13 protein-coding genes are annotated in these 16,464 nt (G+C 72.8%); 11 read left to right on the top strand and 2 right to left on the bottom strand.

Annotation, left to right across the window (positions count from 1 at the left end; genetic code table 11):
- Window positions 1–117: 117 nt before the first annotated feature.
- From K7G60_RS07970 to K7G60_RS07960, 3 genes are all read left to right on the top strand, one after another.
- On the top strand, window positions 118–1,092 hold the full coding sequence (locus K7G60_RS07970; protein WP_225800098.1) for an EamA family transporter: 975 nt from the start codon (window positions 118–120) through the stop codon (window positions 1,090–1,092).
- A 59-nt stretch (window positions 1,093–1,151) separates the two neighbouring features.
- Window positions 1,152–2,420, top strand: coding sequence for a PQQ-binding-like beta-propeller repeat protein (locus K7G60_RS07965; protein WP_225800097.1), 1,269 nt, complete (start codon window positions 1,152–1,154; stop codon window positions 2,418–2,420).
- A 149-nt stretch (window positions 2,421–2,569) separates the two neighbouring features.
- Window positions 2,570–4,015 carry an aldehyde dehydrogenase family protein gene (locus K7G60_RS07960; protein ID WP_225800096.1) on the top strand — a complete coding sequence of 482 codons (1,446 nt, stop codon included), beginning with the start codon at window positions 2,570–2,572 and terminating at the stop codon, window positions 4,013–4,015.
- Window positions 4,016–4,076: 61 nt separating this feature from the next.
- Here K7G60_RS07960 and K7G60_RS07955 read toward each other — a convergent pair whose 3' ends face one another.
- Window positions 4,077–4,379, bottom strand: a complete 303-nt coding sequence (locus tag K7G60_RS07955) for a putative quinol monooxygenase (protein WP_225800095.1) — start codon at window positions 4,377–4,379, stop codon at window positions 4,077–4,079.
- 134 nt (window positions 4,380–4,513) lie between these two features.
- Here K7G60_RS07955 and K7G60_RS07950 point away from each other — a divergent pair, with 134 nt between their 5' ends.
- The 8 genes from K7G60_RS07950 (at window position 4,514) to K7G60_RS07915 (ending at window position 15,328) form a co-directional block, all read left to right on the top strand.
- Window positions 4,514–6,436 (top strand): acyl-CoA dehydrogenase family protein, encoded by a 1,923-nt coding sequence (locus tag K7G60_RS07950; protein ID WP_225800094.1) that lies wholly within the window; start codon window positions 4,514–4,516, stop codon window positions 6,434–6,436.
- A gap of 411 nt (window positions 6,437–6,847) precedes the next feature.
- Entirely contained in the window at window positions 6,848–8,083 is a 1,236-nt protein-coding gene (gene aroA, locus K7G60_RS07945; RefSeq protein ID WP_225800093.1) for a 3-phosphoshikimate 1-carboxyvinyltransferase, read from the top strand.
- Window positions 8,084–8,117: 34 nt separating this feature from the next.
- Window positions 8,118–9,368, top strand: a complete 1,251-nt coding sequence (gene dxr, locus K7G60_RS07940) for a 1-deoxy-D-xylulose-5-phosphate reductoisomerase (RefSeq protein ID WP_225800092.1) — start codon at window positions 8,118–8,120, stop codon at window positions 9,366–9,368.
- A complete protein-coding gene (locus K7G60_RS07935) occupies window positions 9,365–10,675 on the top strand; it encodes an RIP metalloprotease (protein WP_225800091.1) in 1,311 nt (436 codons plus the stop codon). The genes dxr and K7G60_RS07935 overlap by 4 nt, the downstream gene beginning before the upstream one ends.
- 103 nt (window positions 10,676–10,778) lie before the next feature.
- Window positions 10,779–11,936: a flavodoxin-dependent (E)-4-hydroxy-3-methylbut-2-enyl-diphosphate synthase gene (gene ispG, locus K7G60_RS07930; protein WP_123455666.1), complete on the top strand. Its 1,158-nt coding sequence runs from the start codon at window positions 10,779–10,781 to the stop codon at window positions 11,934–11,936.
- 142 nt (window positions 11,937–12,078) lie between these two features.
- Window positions 12,079–12,924, top strand: coding sequence for a GNAT family N-acetyltransferase (locus K7G60_RS07925; protein ID WP_225800090.1), 846 nt, complete (start codon window positions 12,079–12,081; stop codon window positions 12,922–12,924).
- Between the two features lie 42 nt (window positions 12,925–12,966).
- A complete protein-coding gene (locus K7G60_RS07920; protein ID WP_225800089.1) occupies window positions 12,967–13,512 on the top strand; it encodes a GNAT family N-acetyltransferase in 546 nt (181 codons plus the stop codon).
- A gap of 112 nt (window positions 13,513–13,624) precedes the next feature.
- Window positions 13,625–15,328 carry a proline--tRNA ligase gene (locus K7G60_RS07915; RefSeq protein ID WP_225800088.1) on the top strand — a complete coding sequence of 568 codons (1,704 nt, stop codon included), beginning with the start codon at window positions 13,625–13,627 and terminating at the stop codon, window positions 15,326–15,328.
- 169 nt (window positions 15,329–15,497) lie between these two features.
- Here K7G60_RS07915 and K7G60_RS07910 read toward each other — a convergent pair whose 3' ends face one another.
- Entirely contained in the window at window positions 15,498–16,448 is a 951-nt protein-coding gene (locus tag K7G60_RS07910) for a slipin family protein (protein ID WP_225800087.1), read from the bottom strand.
- Between the last annotated feature and the right edge of the window lie 16 nt (window positions 16,449–16,464).

Raw genomic sequence — 16,464 nt, 5'->3', positions numbered from 1 at the left:
CTCCCACCCCTCCGCAGCGATGCCGAGAGGCTCTTCGCCGTCCGAATTCCGCTGCCCCTGCCCGGATCCGGGCAATTTTCTTGGCCATCGGGGCGTCCGCTCCCTACTCTCCTGCTCATGACAAGCCCCGCCGTCGACCCGGCCCCCGAGACCCGCCCGGCCGCCCCCGGACCCCGTACCGCCACGCCCGTCCCCGCTCCCGCCCGCCGGATCACCGGCGCCGTCTGGGCCGCGCTCGGCATCGTGTACGTCGTCTGGGGGTCCACGTACCTCGGGATCCGGATCGTCGTCGAGACCCTCCCGCCGTTCCTCTCAGGCGGCGCCCGCTTCGTCACCGCCGGCCTGCTCCTCGCCGCGATCGTCGCCTGGCGGCAGGGTCCCGCCGCCCTCAGGGTCACCCGCCGGGAACTCGGCTCCGCCGTCCTCGTCGGCCTGCTCCTGATCCTCGGCGGCAACGGCCTCGTCGTCCTCGCCGAGACCTCCATCCCCTCCGGCCTCGCCGCCCTCCTCGTCGCCGCCGTCCCCGTCTGGGTCGTCCTGCTCCGCACGGCCTTCGGCGACCGCCCCGGCCTCGGCGCCTACGGCGGCGTCCTGCTCGGCTTCGCCGGCCTCGGCGTCCTCACCGTCCCCGGCCTCAGCGGCGAGGTGAAGATCGGCGGCGTCCTGCTCGTCCTCGTCGCGGCCCTGCTGTGGTCCGTCGGCTCCGTCTCCTCCGCCCGGCTGCCCATGCCCGTCAACCCCTTCACGGCGAGCGCGTACGAGATGCTGGCCGGCGGCCTCGCCGCGCTCGCGCTCGGCCTCGTGCGCGGCGAGCACCACGGCCTCGACCTGGGCGCGGTCTCCGGCCGCTCCTGGACCGCCCTCGCGTACCTGATCGTCTTCGGCTCGCTCGTCGCCTTCACCGCGTACGCCTGGCTCCTCCAGGCCGCGCCGGTCTCCCTCGCCGCCACCTACGCCTACGTGAACCCGGTCGTCGCCGTCCTGCTGGGCGCCCTCGTCCTGAACGAGGCCCTGACCTGGCCGATCCTCCTCGGCGGCGCGATCGTCGTCGGCGGCGTCTGCCTGATCGTCTCGACCGAGCGACGCGGGTGATCACCCGTCCCCTACCCTGATCGGGCTTCGAACGTTCCGAGCCGGGGATGGGGATCCGCATGGCCACGCGCACGACCGACGGCACGGCACGGAGAGGCTGGGCCCGGCTGCCGGCCCTGCTGGTGGCGATCGGCGTGCCGCTCGCCCTCGTCGGGGGCCTCGCCTCCTGCGTGGCCTCCGAGCTGGGCTACCTGCCGGGCGACTCCATGGAGCGCGTCTGGGACGCCCCGCGCGACCGGCCCGCCGCCGAGTACGGCAACGCCGCCTGGGCCGTCGGGGACACCGTCGTCCGCAGCCGCTTCGACGCCGTCACCGCCTTCGACGCCAGGTCCGGGAAGCGCCGCTGGGAGTACACCGTGCCCGGCCGGGCCGAGATCTGCACCACCAGCACCGCCGCGTCCGACGCGGTCGCGCTCATCGTCCTCGACGACAGCCGCGAGGGCTGCGCCACCGTCGCCGCGATCGACCTGAAGGACGGCCGCGAGCTGTGGCGCACGGGCCGACGGGGCCCCGGGGGAGACGTCGCCACCGGGGCGGGGCTCGCCGTGATCCTCGACACGGACGAGCGCTGGGACAGCGAACACGCCGAGGGAACGGGGCCGGTCCTCCGCGGCGATCAGGCGCTGCGCGCCGTCGACCTGCGGACCGGCGCACCCCGCTGGAAGGCCGCCGTCCCCAAGGGCTGCCTCCCCCGTGGGGTCGCCGTCGCGCCGGAGCGGGTGCTCGCCGCCCTGACCTGCGCCGGCGACGAGGCGGAACTCGCCGCGTTCGCCCCGGCCGACGGCCGGCCGCGATGGACCGTTCCCCTCGGCGAACGGCGCCCCGTCGCCGCGGACGCCTCCGTGTCCTTCCTGTCCGCCGAGCCGACGGTGCTGAAGGTCGTGGAGCCGACGCGGCACGGTGTGAACGCCTTCCTCGCCTTCGGGCAGGACGGTCGCCGCCAGGGGCGGATCGACGCCTTCGGCAAGCACGCCGCGGTCGCCGACGGAAAGCTCCTCCTCACCTCCGGAGGAGGTGTCGTCGCCTTCGACCTGGCGAGCGGGGACGAGGCGTGGCGGGCCGGTTCGGAGGACCACAGGAGGAGCGTCACGGCGATGCACGCGGGAGGCGGCCGCGTGACCCTCCTGACCCGGCACAGCAGGGACCACGACGAGCTGTACGTCTTCGACTCCGCCACGGGCGACACGGTCGACGAGCGGACCTTCTCCCGCGGCGAGGACGACGGCAACGGCGAGCTCACGGGCCTGTTCCGGTACGAGGACCTGCTCGTCACCGCCCGCTGGGGCACCGGAAAGCGCCGGCCCTTCTCGGCGTACCGGGGTTCGTGACCGCGCCCCCGCCCCGGCCGCTTCGGCCGAAGCGGACAGAGCCGCCACCCCCACTACTCCATACCGGACAAGCCCGCGCCCGGCGCCCCGGCCCTAACGTGTCACCAGAGCAACCGCTCGCACCCCGAAACGGAAAGGGCCGGGACGCAATGACGACCACCCACGCCTTCTGGCTCGCCGGCCGCGAGGCCACCGGCGACGCCACCTTCGACGTCACGAACTCGTACGACGGACGTCTGGTCGGCAAGGTCAGCGTGCCCACCGAGGCCCAGGTCGAGGAGGCCGTCGCCGCCGCGCACGCCGTCGTCGACGAGTTCGCCGCGACCCCGGCGCACGTCCGCGCCGCCGCCCTCGACCACGTGTCGAAGCGGCTCGCCGAGCGCACCGAGGAGATCGCCCAGCTGATCTCCGCCGAGAACGGCAAGCCCATCAAGTGGGCCCGCGGCGAGGTCGGCCGCGCCGTCTCCGTCTTCCGTTTCGCCGCCGAGGAGGCCCGCCGCTGGAACGCCGGCGAGGCCCAGCGCCTGGACACCGAGGCCGGCGGCGCGGGCCGCCTCGCCCTGACCCGCCGCATCCCCAAGGGCGTCGTCCTCGGCATCGCGCCGTTCAACTTCCCGCTGAACCTCAGCGCCCACAAGGTCGCCCCGGCCATCGCCGTCGGCGCCCCGATCATCCTCAAGCCGGCCCCCTCGACCCCGATCTCCTCCCTGATCCTGGGCGAGCTCCTGGCCGAGACCGACCTGCCGGCCGGCTCCTGGTCGATCCTGACCGTGCCGAACGACCGCATGCCCGCCCTCGTCCAGGACGAGCGCCTCCCGGTCATCTCCTTCACCGGCTCCGACAAGGTCGGCTACGCCATCCAGCAGTCGGTGCCGCACAAGCACTGCACCCTGGAGCTCGGCGGCAACGCCGCGGCCGTCGTCCTGCCCGACTGGTCCTCCGAGGCCGACCTGGACTGGGCCGCGAGCCGCATCGCGACCTTCTCCAACTACCAGGGCGGCCAGTCCTGCATCTCCGTGCAGCGCGTGATCGCCGACGCCTCGGTCTACGACCGCCTGGTGCCGAAGATCGTCGCCGCCGTCGAGGCGCAGGTCACCGGCGACCCGGCGGACGACGCCACCGACGTCGGCCCGCTGGTCGACGAGGCCGCCGCCCAGCGCGTCGAGTCCTGGGTCGACGAGGCCGTCGCGGCCGGCGCCAAGCTCCTCGCCGGTGGCAAGCGCGAGGGCGCGACCTACGCCCCGACCGTCCTCACCGACCTCCCGGCCGACGTCACGCTGGCCCGCGCCGAGGTCTTCGGCCCGGTCCTGACCATCGCCAAGGTCGACGGCGAGGCCGAGGCCTTCGCCGCGGTCAACGACTCGGACTTCGGCCTCCAGGCCGGTGTCTTCACCCGCGACCTGCAGACCGCCTTCCGCGCCCACCGCGCCCTGGAGGTCGGCGGTGTGATCGTCGGCGACGTCCCCTCGTACCGCGCCGACCAGATGCCGTACGGCGGCGCCAAGCGCTCCGGCGTCGGCCGCGAGGGCGTCAAGTACGCGATGGACGACTACACCTACGAGCGCGTGCTCGTCCTGACGGGCCTCGCCCTGTAAGGCGTACGCCACGAGACCAGGCGGTCCGAGTCCACTGTGCGGGGGCTCGGGCCGCCTTTCCTCATGCGACGGGGGAGTCCACCAGACGGACGACCTCGGCGGGTCCCGCGCGGAACGCCTTGTTCGCGGCGCCGGCCGCGACCATGTGCGGGGCGGCGTCGTGCGCCGCGAGGGCCTCGGCCGAGGCCCAGCGCTCGATCAGGGCGAAGCGGTCGGGGTCGTCGGCCACCCGGTGGAGGTCGTACTGCAGACAGCCCTCCTCCGCCCGCACCAGGGGCGCGAGCGCCTCGAAGGCGGCGACCTGTTCCGCGCCCCGGCCGGGCAGCGTGGCGACGAGGACGATGAGCTTGATCGGCTGAGACATGCTGCGGACCCTACGCGCGGCCCCTTACGGACCGTCGGAGGGTCTCACGGGAAGGACCCACCCGGAGGGCTCTGCTCCTCTTTCCGGACCCGCCGGTATCGGGTACGACGGACAGGAAGCCCAAGGAGGCGTCCATGTCCGCACCCACCCAGCAGCCCAAGGTCACCGAGCGCGAGGCCCGGCAGGTCGCCGAGGCCGCGCGCGAGCGGGAGTGGCACAGGCCGAGCTTCGCGAAGGAGCTGTTCCTCGGCCGGTTCCGCCTCGACCTCGTCCACCCGCACCCGCTCCCCGCGGCCGAGGACGTCCGGCGCGGCGAGGCCTTCCTCGCCGTCCTCCGAGACTTCTGCGAGACCCGGATCGACGGCGCCCGCATCGAGCGCGAGGCCCGCATCCCCGACGAGACGATCACCGGCCTCAAGGAGATCGGCGCCCTCGGGATGAAGATCGACCCGAAGTACGGCGGACTCGGCCTCACCCAGCTGTACTACAACCGCGCCCTCGCCCTCGTCGGCTCCGCCAGTCCCGCCGTCGGCGCCCTGCTCTCCGCGCATCAGTCGATCGGCGTACCGCAGCCGCTGAAACTCTTCGGCACCCAGGAGCAGAAGGACGCCTTCCTGCCCCGGCTCGCCCGCACCGACCTCTCCGCCTTCCTGCTCACCGAGCCCGACGTCGGCTCCGACCCGGCGCGCCTCGCGACCACCGCCGTACCGGACGGGGACGCGTACGTCCTCGACGGCGTGAAGCTCTGGACCACCAACGGCGTCGTCGCCGACCTGCTCGTCGTCATGGCCCGCGTCCCCGCCTCCGAAGGACACCCCGGCGGCATCACCGCCTTCGTCGTCGAGGCCGACGCGCCCGGCATCACCGTCGAGCACCGCAACGCCTTCATGGGCCTGCGCGGCCTGGAGAACGGCGTCACCCGCTTCCACCGCGTCCGGGTCCCCGCCGGCAACCGCATCGGCCCCGAGGGCGCCGGCCTCAAGATCGCCCTCACCACCCTCAACACCGGCCGGCTCTCCCTCCCCGCCGCCTGCGCGGGCGCCGCCAAGTGGTGCCTGAAGATCGCCCGCGAGTGGTCCGGCGTCCGCGAGCAGTGGGGCAGGCCCGTCGGCCGCCACGAGGCCGTCGGCGCCAAGATCTCCTTCATCGCGGCCACCGCCTTCGCCCTGGAGGCCGTCGTCGACCTCGCCTCCCAGATGGCCGACGAGGACCGCAACGACATCCGCATCGAGGCCGCCCTCGCCAAGCTGTACGGCTCCGAGAAGGCCTGGCTGATCGCCGACGAACTCGTCCAGATCCGGGGCGGCCGCGGTTACGAGACGGCCGACTCCCTCGCCGCCCGGGGCGAACGGGCGGTCCCCGCCGAGCAGTTGCTCCGCGACCTCCGCATCAACCGCATCTTCGAGGGCTCCACCGAGATCATGCACCTGCTGATCGCCCGCGAGGCCGTCGACGCCCACCTCTCCGTCGCCGGCGACCTCATCGACCCCGACAAGTCCCTCGCCGACAAGGCGCGGGCCGGCGCCCGGGCCGGCGGCTTCTACGCCCGCTGGCTCCCCGGACTCGTCACCGGACCGGGACAACTTCCGAATTCGTACGGAGAGTTCGGCGCCCTCGCGGGCCACCTCCGGTACGTCGAACGGACCTCCCGCAAGCTCGCCCGGTCCACCTTCTACGCGATGTCCCGCTGGCAGGGCCGCATGGAGCTCAAGCAGGCCTTCCTCGGGCGGATCGTCGACATCGGCGCGGAGCTCTTCGCGATGAGCGCCGTGTGCGTGCGGGCCGAGCTCCTGCGCACCACGACCGACCACGGCCGCGAGGCGTACCAACTCGCCGACGCCTTCTGCCGGCAGGCCCGCCTGCGCACGGAGGAGCTCTTCACCCGCCTCTGGTCCAACACGGACGACCTCGACCGGCGGATCGTCGACGCCGTCCTCGACGGGGCCTACACCTGGCTGGAGGCGGGGGTCATCGACCCGAGCGGCTCGGCCCCCTGGATCGCGGACACGCCCCCGGGCCCGTCGGACAAGGAGGACGTCCACCGCAAACTCCCGTGACGGCCACCCCGTCGCGGGCATTCGCCCCGCCCCCGCCGCCCGTTGTGGGCAGTCGTTCCACCAGGGCGGTGCCCCCGCACCCCCGTTGTGGGCAATCGTCCCGCTGGGGCGGGACGGGTGGGCACAACGGACGGCGCCCTTGCCGGCGCCCGAGGCTCATGGGCCTGGACCCGCACCCCGTGCACAGCTCCCCGGGGGTGCGGGTCCAGGCGCGGAACGCGGAGGCGCCGCTATGGGCGCCGTCCCGTGTGCCCACCCGTCCCGCCCAGCGGGACGATCGCCCACACGGCGGGTGGCGGAGGGGCACCGCCCAGCAGGGCGCGGGCCCACGCGGCGGGGGCGCCCCGGCCGGCGAGGTCCACGTGGCGGACCGCCCCGCCGCGCGGGCGCGCCGCACGGCAGGATGGCGGCGTGACCGTCATCGACATCCCAGGCTCCAAGTCCGTCACCGCCCGCGCGCTCTTCCTCGCCGCCGCCGCGGAGGGCACCACCACCCTCCTGCGCCCGCTCGTCTCCGACGACACCGAGGGCTTCGCCGAGGGCCTCGCCGCCCTCGGCTACGGCGTCCGCCGCGAGTCCGGCGCCTGGCACATCGAGGGCCGCCCCGCCGGGCCGGGGGCCACCGAGGCCGACGTGTACTGCCGGGACGGCGCCACGACCGCCCGCTTCCTGCCGACCCTCGCGGCCGCGGGCCACGGCACGTACCGCTTCGACGCCTCCGCGCAGATGCGACGACGACCCCTCGCCCCCCTGACGACCGCGTTGCGCACCCTGGGTGTCGATCTGCGGCACGGGGAGAGGGAGGGCCACCACCCGCTCGCCGTGCACGCCGCCGGCGTGAAGGGCGGCGCGCTCACCCTCGACGCCGGGCAGTCCTCCCAGTACCTGACCGCCCTGCTCATGCTGGGCCCGCTCACGGCCGAGGGCCTCGACATCACCGTCACGGACCTGGTCTCGGAGCCGTACGTCGAGATCACCCTGGCGATGATGCGGGCCTTCGGGGCCGAGGTCCGGCAGGAAGGCCGCACCTACCGGGTCGCCCCCACCGGCTACCGGGCGCGGACGTACGGCATCGAGCCCGACGCCTCCACCGCCAGCTATTTCTTCGCCGCCGCCGCCCTCCGGCCGGGCCGTTCCGTCACCGTCCCCGGTCTCGGGACCGGCGCCCTCCAGGGCGATCTGGCCTTCGTCGACGTGCTGCGCAGGATGGGCGCCGACGTCGAGATCACCGAGACCGCCACCACCGTCCGCTCCACCGGCACCCTGCGCGGCCTCACCGTCAACATGCGGGACATCTCGGACACGATGCCGACCCTCGCCGCGATCGCGCCGTTCGCCGACGGGCCCGTCCGCATCGAGGACGTCGCCAACACCCGGGTCAAGGAGTGCGACCGTCTCGACGCCTGCGCCGAGAACCTCCGCCGCCTCGGCGTCACCGTCACCACCGGCCCCGACTGGATCGAGATCCAGCCGGGGACCCCCGCCGGGCCCGTCGAGATCGCCACCCACGGCGACCACCGGATCGTCATGTCCTTCGCGGTGACCGCCCTGCGCACCCCCGGGATCACCTTCGACGACCCCGGCTGCGTGAAGAAGACCTTCCCCGACTTCCACCGGGCCTTCGGGGCGTTCGTCCACACCCCGTGAAGACCGCACGGGCTTTGCGGCAAGAATGGGGGGCATGAGCGACCGCCCCTCTCCTCTCGCCGACCCGCACATCGCCTTCGACGTGTCCGAAGGACGCCGGGACATCGTCGTCCTCGGCTCGACCGGGTCCATCGGCACGCAGGCCATCGACCTGGTGCTGCGCAACCCCGACCGTTTCCGGGTCACCGCCCTGGCCGCCTCCGGCGGCCGGATCGGCCTGCTCGCCGAGCAGGCGCACCGGCTCAGGGTCGCCGCGGTCGCCGTGGCCCGCGAGGAGGCGCTGCCCGAACTGCGGGAGGCGCTGAAGGCGCTGTACGGCTCCGAGCCCCTGCCCGAGCTGCTCGCGGGGCCGGACGCCGCCACGCGGCTGGCCGCCTCCCCGTGCCACACGGTCCTCAACGGCATCACCGGCTCCATCGGCCTCGCGCCGACCCTCGCCGCCCTCGAAGCGGGCCGCACCCTCGCCCTCGCCAACAAGGAGTCGCTGATCGTCGGCGGCCCCCTGGTGAAGGAGCTCGCCAAGCCCGGCCAGATCATCCCGGTCGACTCCGAGCACGCGGCCCTCTTCCAGGCGCTCGCCGCCGGCACCCGCGCCGACGTCCGCAAGCTGGTCGTCACGGCCTCCGGCGGCCCCTTCCGCGGCCGTACGAGGGAGGAGCTGGCGCACGTCACCCGCGAGGACGCGCTGGCGCACCCGACCTGGGCCATGGGCCCGGTGATCACGGTCAACAGCGCGACCCTGGTGAACAAGGGCCTGGAGGTCATCGAGGCCCACCTGCTCTACGACATCCCGTTCGACCGCATCGAGGTCGTCGTCCACCCGCAGTCGTACGTCCACTCGATGGTCGAGTTCACGGACGGCTCCACGCTCGCCCAGGCCACCCCGCCGGACATGCGCGGCCCGATCGCCATCGGCATCGGCTGGCCCGAGCGGGTCCCGGACGCGGCCCCCGCCTTCGACTGGACCAAGGCCTCCACCTGGGAGTTCTTCCCGCTCGACACCGAGGCCTTCCCCTCCGTCGGCCTGGCCCGGCACGTGGGCGAGCTGGGCGGCACCGCCCCCGCCGTCTTCAACGCCGCGAACGAGGAGTGCGTCGAGGCGTTCCTCGCCGGACGCCTGCCGTTCAACGGCATCATGGACACGGTCACCGCGGTCGTCACGGAGCACGGCACCCCCGCCCGGGGAACCTCACTGACCGTGTCGGACGTCCTCGAAGCGGAGACCTGGGCACGCGCCCGGGCCCGAGAGCTCGCAGCGAAGGCAACAGCGGAGGCCCGCGCATGACCGAAATGCTCCTGTACGCCCTGGGCATCGTGCTGTTCGCCCTCGGCCTCCTCGTCTCCATCGCGTGGCACGAGCTCGGCCACCTCTCCACGGCCAAGCTCTTCGGCATCCGCGTGCCGCAGTACATGGTCGGCTTCGGTCCCACGATCTGGTCGAGGAAGCGCGGCGACACCGAGTACGGCCTCAAGGCCATCCCGGCCGGCGGCTACATCCGCATGATCGGCATGTTCCCGCCGGGCAAGGACGGCAGGATCGAGGCCCGCTCCACCTCGCCCTGGCGCTCCATGATCGAGGACGCCCGCGAGGCCTCGTACGAGGAGCTCCAGCCCGGCGACGAGACCCGGCTGTTCTACACGCGCAGGCCGTGGAAGCGCGTGATCGTGATGTTCGCCGGACCGTTCATGAACCTGGTCCTGGCGGCGGCCCTGTTCTTCGGCTCGATGATGACGCTGGGGATGCAGAAGGCGACGACCGAGGTCGCCGGCGTCCAGAAGTGCGTCCTCAAGCTGAGCGACAAGCGCCAGGAGTGCCGGCCGGGCGACCCCGTCTCCCCGGCCTTCAAGGCGGGCCTGCGGAACGGGGACAAGATCCTCGCCCTGAACGGGCAGGCGGTGAACGACTGGGACGTCCTCTCCGACCGCATCCGCTCCGCCGCCATCGGCCCCGCCACCCTCACCGTCGAGCGCGACGGACAGCGGATCGACCTCCACCCGACCCTCGTCACCAACATGGTCGAGAAGAAGGACGCCGACGGGAACGTCGTCCGGCCGGTCGAGTACGTGCCCGCCGGCTACCTCGGCTTCCAGCCGAAGGCGGAGGTCAGGGCGCTCACGTTCGGCGAGACCACCGAGGAGATGACCACCCTCCTGAAGAACGGCGTCCATTCGGTGATCGCCCTGCCCGGCAAGATCCCCGGCCTCTGGGACGCCACCTTCGGCGACGGCAAGCGCGCCGAGGACTCGCCCGTCGGAGTGCTGGGCGCCGCCCGGATCACCGGCGAACTCATGACCGTCGACGCCCCGCCCGAGCGGATCCTCGTCATGTTCATGAACCTGCTGGTGTACTTCAACGTCTCGCTGTTCCTGTTCAACATGCTCCCGCTGCTGCCGCTCGACGGCGGCCACATCGCGGGCGCCCTGTGGGAGTCCGTCCGCCGCCACACGGCCCGGATCTTCAAGCGCCCCGACCCGGGCCCGTTCGACGTGGCCAAGCTGATGCCCGCCGCCTACGTGGTGGCCGGCGTCTTCGTCTGCTTCACGCTGCTCGTCCTCGCCGCCGACATCGTCAACCCGGTGAAACTGACGTAGTTCCCAGGGGGGCCGCACCCGGTGGTGTCCGGCCCCCCGCCCCCGGGGCGGTAACCTCGGAACCCTGAGCCCGCCGACGCACAACCTTGAGGTTGCACTTCAGATGACCGCGATTTCTCTCGGTATCCCGACCGTTCCGACCCGGCTCGCCGAGCGGCGCAAGAGCCGCCAGATCCAGGTCGGCAGCGTGGCCGTCGGCGGTGACGCCCCCGTCTCCGTCCAGTCGATGACGACGACCCGCACCTCCGACATCGGCGCCACGCTCCAGCAGATCGCCGAGCTGACCGCCTCCGGCTGCCAGATCGTCCGCGTGGCCTGCCCCACCCAGGACGACGCCGACGCGCTCGCCGTGATCGCCCGGAAGTCCTCCATTCCGGTCATCGCCGACATCCACTTCCAGCCGAAGTACGTCTTCGCCGCGATCGACGCCGGCTGCGCCGCCGTCCGCGTCAACCCGGGCAACATCAAGCAGTTCGACGACAAGGTCAAGGAGATCGCCAGGGCCGCGAAGGACGCGGGCACCCCGATCCGCATCGGCGTCAACGCCGGCTCCCTCGACGCCCGCCTCCTGAAGAAGTACGGCAAGGCCACCCCCGAGGCGCTCGTCGAGTCCGCCCTCTGGGAGGCCTCCCTCTTCGAGGAGCACGACTTCCGCGACATCAAGATCTCGGTCAAGCACAACGACCCGGTCGTCATGGTCGAGGCCTACCGCCAGCTCGCCGCCCAGTGCGACTACCCGCTGCACCTCGGCGTCACCGAGGCGGGCCCGGCCTTCCAGGGCACCATCAAGTCGGCCGTCGCCTTCGGCGCCCTGCTCTCCCAGGGCATCGGCGACACCATCCGCGTCTCGCTCTCCGCGCCGCCGGCCGAGGAGATCAAGGTCGGCATCCAGATCCTGGAGTCGCTCAACCTGCGCCAGCGCCGCCTGGAGATCGTCTCCTGCCCGTCCTGCGGCCGCGCCCAGGTCGACGTCTACAAGCTCGCCGAGGAGGTCACCGCCGGTCTCGACGGCATGACCGTCCCGCTGCGCGTCGCCGTCATGGGCTGCGTCGTCAACGGCCCCGGCGAGGCCCGCGAGGCCGACCTCGGCGTCGCCTCCGGCAACGGCAAGGGCCAGATCTTCGTCAAGGGCGAGGTCATCAAGACCGTCCCCGAGTCGAAGATCGTCGAGACCCTCATCGAAGAGGCCCTCAAGATCGCCGAGCAGATGGAGAAGGACGGCGTCGCCAGCGGCGAGCCGACGGTCGCCATCGCCGGCTGACCCTCCCCGGCACCCCTCCCGGAACCACGCCGAAGCCCCTCCGCCCCACCCGGCGGAGGGGCTTCGCGTTCGCGACGGGCCCCGCCGCAGCGCACGGGGGTACAGTGCGGAGACCAGCAGATCCGTCCCGTGAGGCCCCCTCGTGCTGACAGAGACCACCACTCGGGTCCTCGAACCCGCCGATCTCGGCGCCGCCCTCGCCGTCCTGGAGAGCGCCCCCGTAGAGAACGCCTTCGTGACCGCCCGCGTCCAGGTCGCCGGACTCGATCCCTGGCGCCTCGGCGGCGAGATGTGGGGCTGGTACACCGGGGGCAGACTGCGCTCGCTCTGCTACTCCGGCGCCAACCTGGTCCCCATCTGCGCCACCCCCCAGGCCGTCCGCGCCTTCGCCGACCGGGCCCGCAGGATCGGCCGCCGCTGCTCCTCGATCGTCGGCCCCGCCGAGGCCACCGGCGAGCTGTGGCGGCTCCTGGAGCCCAGCTGGGGCCCCGCGAGGGACGTCAGGGCCCACCAGCCGCTGATGGTCGCCGAGGAGCCCTCCGCCACGGTCGCGCCCGATCCGCTGGTGCGCCGCGTCCGCAAGGACGAGATGGAGGTGATCATGCCCGCCTGCGTGGCCATGTTCACCGAGGAGGTCGGCATCTCCCCGCTCGCCAACGACGGCGGACTGCTCTACCAGGCCCGCGTCGCCGAACTCGTCGGCTCCGGCCGCTCCTTCGCCCGCATCGAGGACGGCAAGGTCGTCTTCAAGGCCGAGATCGGCGCCGCCACCCGCCAGGCCTGCCAGATCCAGGGCGTCTGGGTCGCCCCCGAACACCGCGGCAAGGGCCTCTCCGAGACGGGCATGGCCGCCGTCCTCCGGTACGCCCTGGCCGACGTCGCCCCCGTCGTCAGCCTGTACGTCAACGACTACAACACCCCGGCGAGGGCCGCGTACCGCCGCGTCGGCTTCCGCGAGACCGGCGCCTTCATGAGCGTCCTGTTCTGACGCGCTGTCCCGAGACGGGCGGGCGCTTGTAGGGTGCGCCGCATGGATGACGCAGAGATCGAGATCGGTCCGGTCAATCTCGCCGCCCGGGTGGACGAGGCCCTCGCCGTGCAGGCGCTCGCCTTCGGCCTGGACGCGGGTGAGGTCGCCGTACGCCGCCACATCGTGCTGCGCCACCTCCTCAGCCCCGGCGCCCGCGCCTACGGGGCCACCACCCCCGACGGACGGCTCGTCGGCTTCGTGTACGGGATGCCCAACGACCGCGCCCACTGGTGGTCCACCGTCGTCGAGGCGTACCTGCGGGCCACCGGCACCGCGGACTGGCTCGACGACTCCTTCGTCATCACCGAGCTCCACGTCCACCCCGACTTCCAGGGCCGGGGCGTCGGCCGCGCGCTGATCACCACCATCACCGACACCGCCGCCGAACCGCGCTCCATCCTCTCCGCGATCGACACCGACAGCCCCGCCCGCGGTCTCTACCGGGCCCTCGGCTACGTCGACCTCGCCCGTCAGGTCCACTTCCCGAGCGCCCCCCGCCCGTACGCCGTGATGGGCGCCCCGCTGCCCCTCAAGCGCCGGAACTGATTTCTCCTGCCAGGGGCGGCCCGGCTAACCTCGGGGCCATCACCTCCCCCTGGCTCTCGGCTTCGCTCGAGCAGGGGGGACCCCCTTGTCCCGGCACAGGAGTACGAGAACCATGGCCAACGCACCGGTCCAGCGCATGTCCCAGTTGATGGCGAAGACGCTGCGCGACGACCCGGCGGACGCCGAGGTCCTCAGCCACAAGCTCCTCGTCCGCGCCGGCTACGTCCGCCGCACCGCCGCCGGCATCTGGAGCTGGCTGCCCCTGGGCAAGAAGGTCCTCGCCAACGTCGAGCGGATCGTCCGCGAGGAGATGGACGCCATCGGCGCCCAGGAGGTCTCCCTGCCCGCGCTGCTGCCCCGCGAGCCCTACGAGGCCACCGGCCGCTGGGACGAGTACGGCGCCGAGCTCTTCCGCCTCCAGGACCGCAAGGGCGGCGACTACCTCCTCGGCCCCACCCACGAGGAGATCTTCACCCTCCTGGTCAAGGACCAGTGCTCGTCCTACAAGGACCTGCCGGTCATCCTGTACCAGATCCAGACCAAGTTCCGCGACGAGGCCCGCCCCCGCGCCGGCATCCTGCGCGGCCGCGAGTTCCTCATGAAGGACTCGTACTCCTTCGACACCGAGGACGAGGGCCTCGCGCAGTCCTACGCCCTGCACCGCCAGGCCTACCGGCGCGTCTTCGAGCGCCTCGGCCTCGACTACCGGATCGTCGCCGCCACCGCCGGCGCCATGGGCGGCTCGAAGTCCGAGGAGTTCCTCGCCCCCGCCGAGGCCGGCGAGGACACCTTCGCCGACTGCCCGAACTGCGACTTCGCCGCGAACACCGAAGCGGTGTACCAGGCGGTGAAGCCGGTCGACGGCGCCGCGGTCCCCGCCGCCGAGGAGATCCCGACCCCCGACACCCCCACCATCGAGACGCTCGCCGCCTCGCTGGGCGTGCCCGCCTCCGCGACCCTGAAGAACCTCCTGGTGAAGGTCGACGGCGAGATCTTCGCCGTCGGCGTCCCCGGCGACCGCGAGGTCGACATGGACAAGGTCGAGGAGCACTTCGGCCCGACGGCCACCGTCGAGCTGGTGACGGAGGAGGACTTCGCACAGCGCCCCGACCTCGTCCGCGGCTACGTCGGCCCCCAGGGCCTGGAGAAGGTCACCTACATCGCCGACCCGCGCGTGGCGCCCGGCACCGCGTGGATCACGGGTGCCAACAAGGAGGGCATGCACGCGAAGAACGTCGTCGTGGGCCGTGACTTCGAGGTCACCGAGTACGTCGACGTCGTCGTCGTCCAGGAGGGCGACCCGTGCCCCAAGTGCGGCACCGGCCTCAAGCTGGACCGCGCCATCGAGATCGGCCACATCTTCCAGCTGGGCCGCAAGTACGCCGACGCCCTCAAGCTCGACGTCCTCGGCCAGAACGGCAAGCCGGTCCGCGTGACCATGGGCTCGTACGGCATCGGCGTCTCCCGCGCGGTCGCGGCCCTCGCCGAGCAGACCGCCGACGAGAAGGGCCTGTGCTGGCCGGCCGAGGTCGCCCCCGCCGACGTCCACGTCGTCGCCGCCGGCAAGGCGCTCCAGACCGAGCTGGCCCTCGAGGTCTCCGACAAGCTGGCCGCCGCCGGTCTGCGCGTCCTCGTCGACGACCGCGCGGGCGTCTCCCCGGGCGTCAAGTTCACCGACGCGGAGCTCATGGGCGTCCCGAAGATCCTCGTCGCGGGCCGTCGCTCGGGCGAGGGCGTGGTGGAGCTCAAGGACCGCCGCACGGGGGAGCGCGAGGAACTGACGGTCGCCGAGGCCCTCACCCGCCTCACGTCCTGACCACCCCGGCGCGGCCCCGCACCCGGCGGGGCGGTGCCCCGGCCCACCCGCCGTGTGGGCAATCGTCCCGCAGGGGGGACCCCCTTGCCCCAGCGGAACGACTGCCCACAACGGGGGCCCGAGGGGGTGGGCACGCCCCGGCGGAACGACCGCCCACAACGGGGGCCCGTCAGGTGTCGGCGTCCCTGTGGGTGGGCTCCACCGAGGAGCCCGTCAGGTCCTCGACCGCCTCCTCCGCCGCCGCCCGCCCCTTCAGGTACGCCTCGCTCAGCGGCGCCGACAGCGGCGTCAACGGTGTCAGCGACGGCGGCGGCACCGCCGGTGCCGTGGGCGCCTGCTCCGCCTCCGAAGCGGCACTCCCCGGCGTCGCCCGCTCCAGGAACCGCAGCAGTTCCACCGGAATCGGCAGGACCAGCGTCGAGTTCTTCTCCGCGGACACCGCCATCACCGTCTGCAGCAGCCGCAGCTGCAGCGCCGCCGGCTGGTCGGACATCACGCCCGCCGCCTCCGCCAGCTTCTTCGAGGCCTGGAGCTCCGCGTCCGCGTTGATCAGCCGCGCCCGCCGTTCCCGGTCCGCCTCGGCCTGCCGGGCCATGGAGCGCTTCATCGTCTCGGGCAGGGAGACGTCCTTGATCTCGACGCGGTCGATGGCGACGCCCCAGCCCATCGCCGGGCTGTCGAGCATCAGCTCGAGGCCCTGGTTGAGCTTCTCCCGGTTGGACAGCAGGTCGTCGAGGTCGCTCTTGCCGATGATGGACCGCAGCGAGGTCTGCGCCATCTGGGAGACGGCGAACTTGTAGTCCTCGACCCGGACCAGCGCGTCGGCCGCGTCGACGACCTTGAAGTAGACGACGGCGTCGACCCGTACCGTCACGTTGTCGCGGGTGATGCCCTCCTGCGCGGGCACGGGCATGGTGACGATCTGCATGTTCACCTTGTGCAGCCGGTCGATGACCGGAACGATCATCGTGAAGCCGGGGGAGCGGATGTCGTCGCGCAGCCGGCCGAAGCGGAAGACGACGCCGCGCTCGTACTGCTTGACCACGCGCGCCGCCGCACCCGCGTACACGGCGGCCGCCGCGGCCGCGCCGGCCGCCGCCATCAGCAGCTCTTGCATCATCACGGCCCCCTGGATC

This window comes from Streptomyces sp. NK15101 (genome assembly GCF_020400725.1).
In the GTDB taxonomy this organism is placed as follows: domain Bacteria; phylum Actinomycetota; class Actinomycetes; order Streptomycetales; family Streptomycetaceae; genus Streptomyces.
The sequence above is the reverse complement of the archived record's forward strand: the minus strand, read 5'-3'. Positions and strand labels throughout refer to the sequence as shown.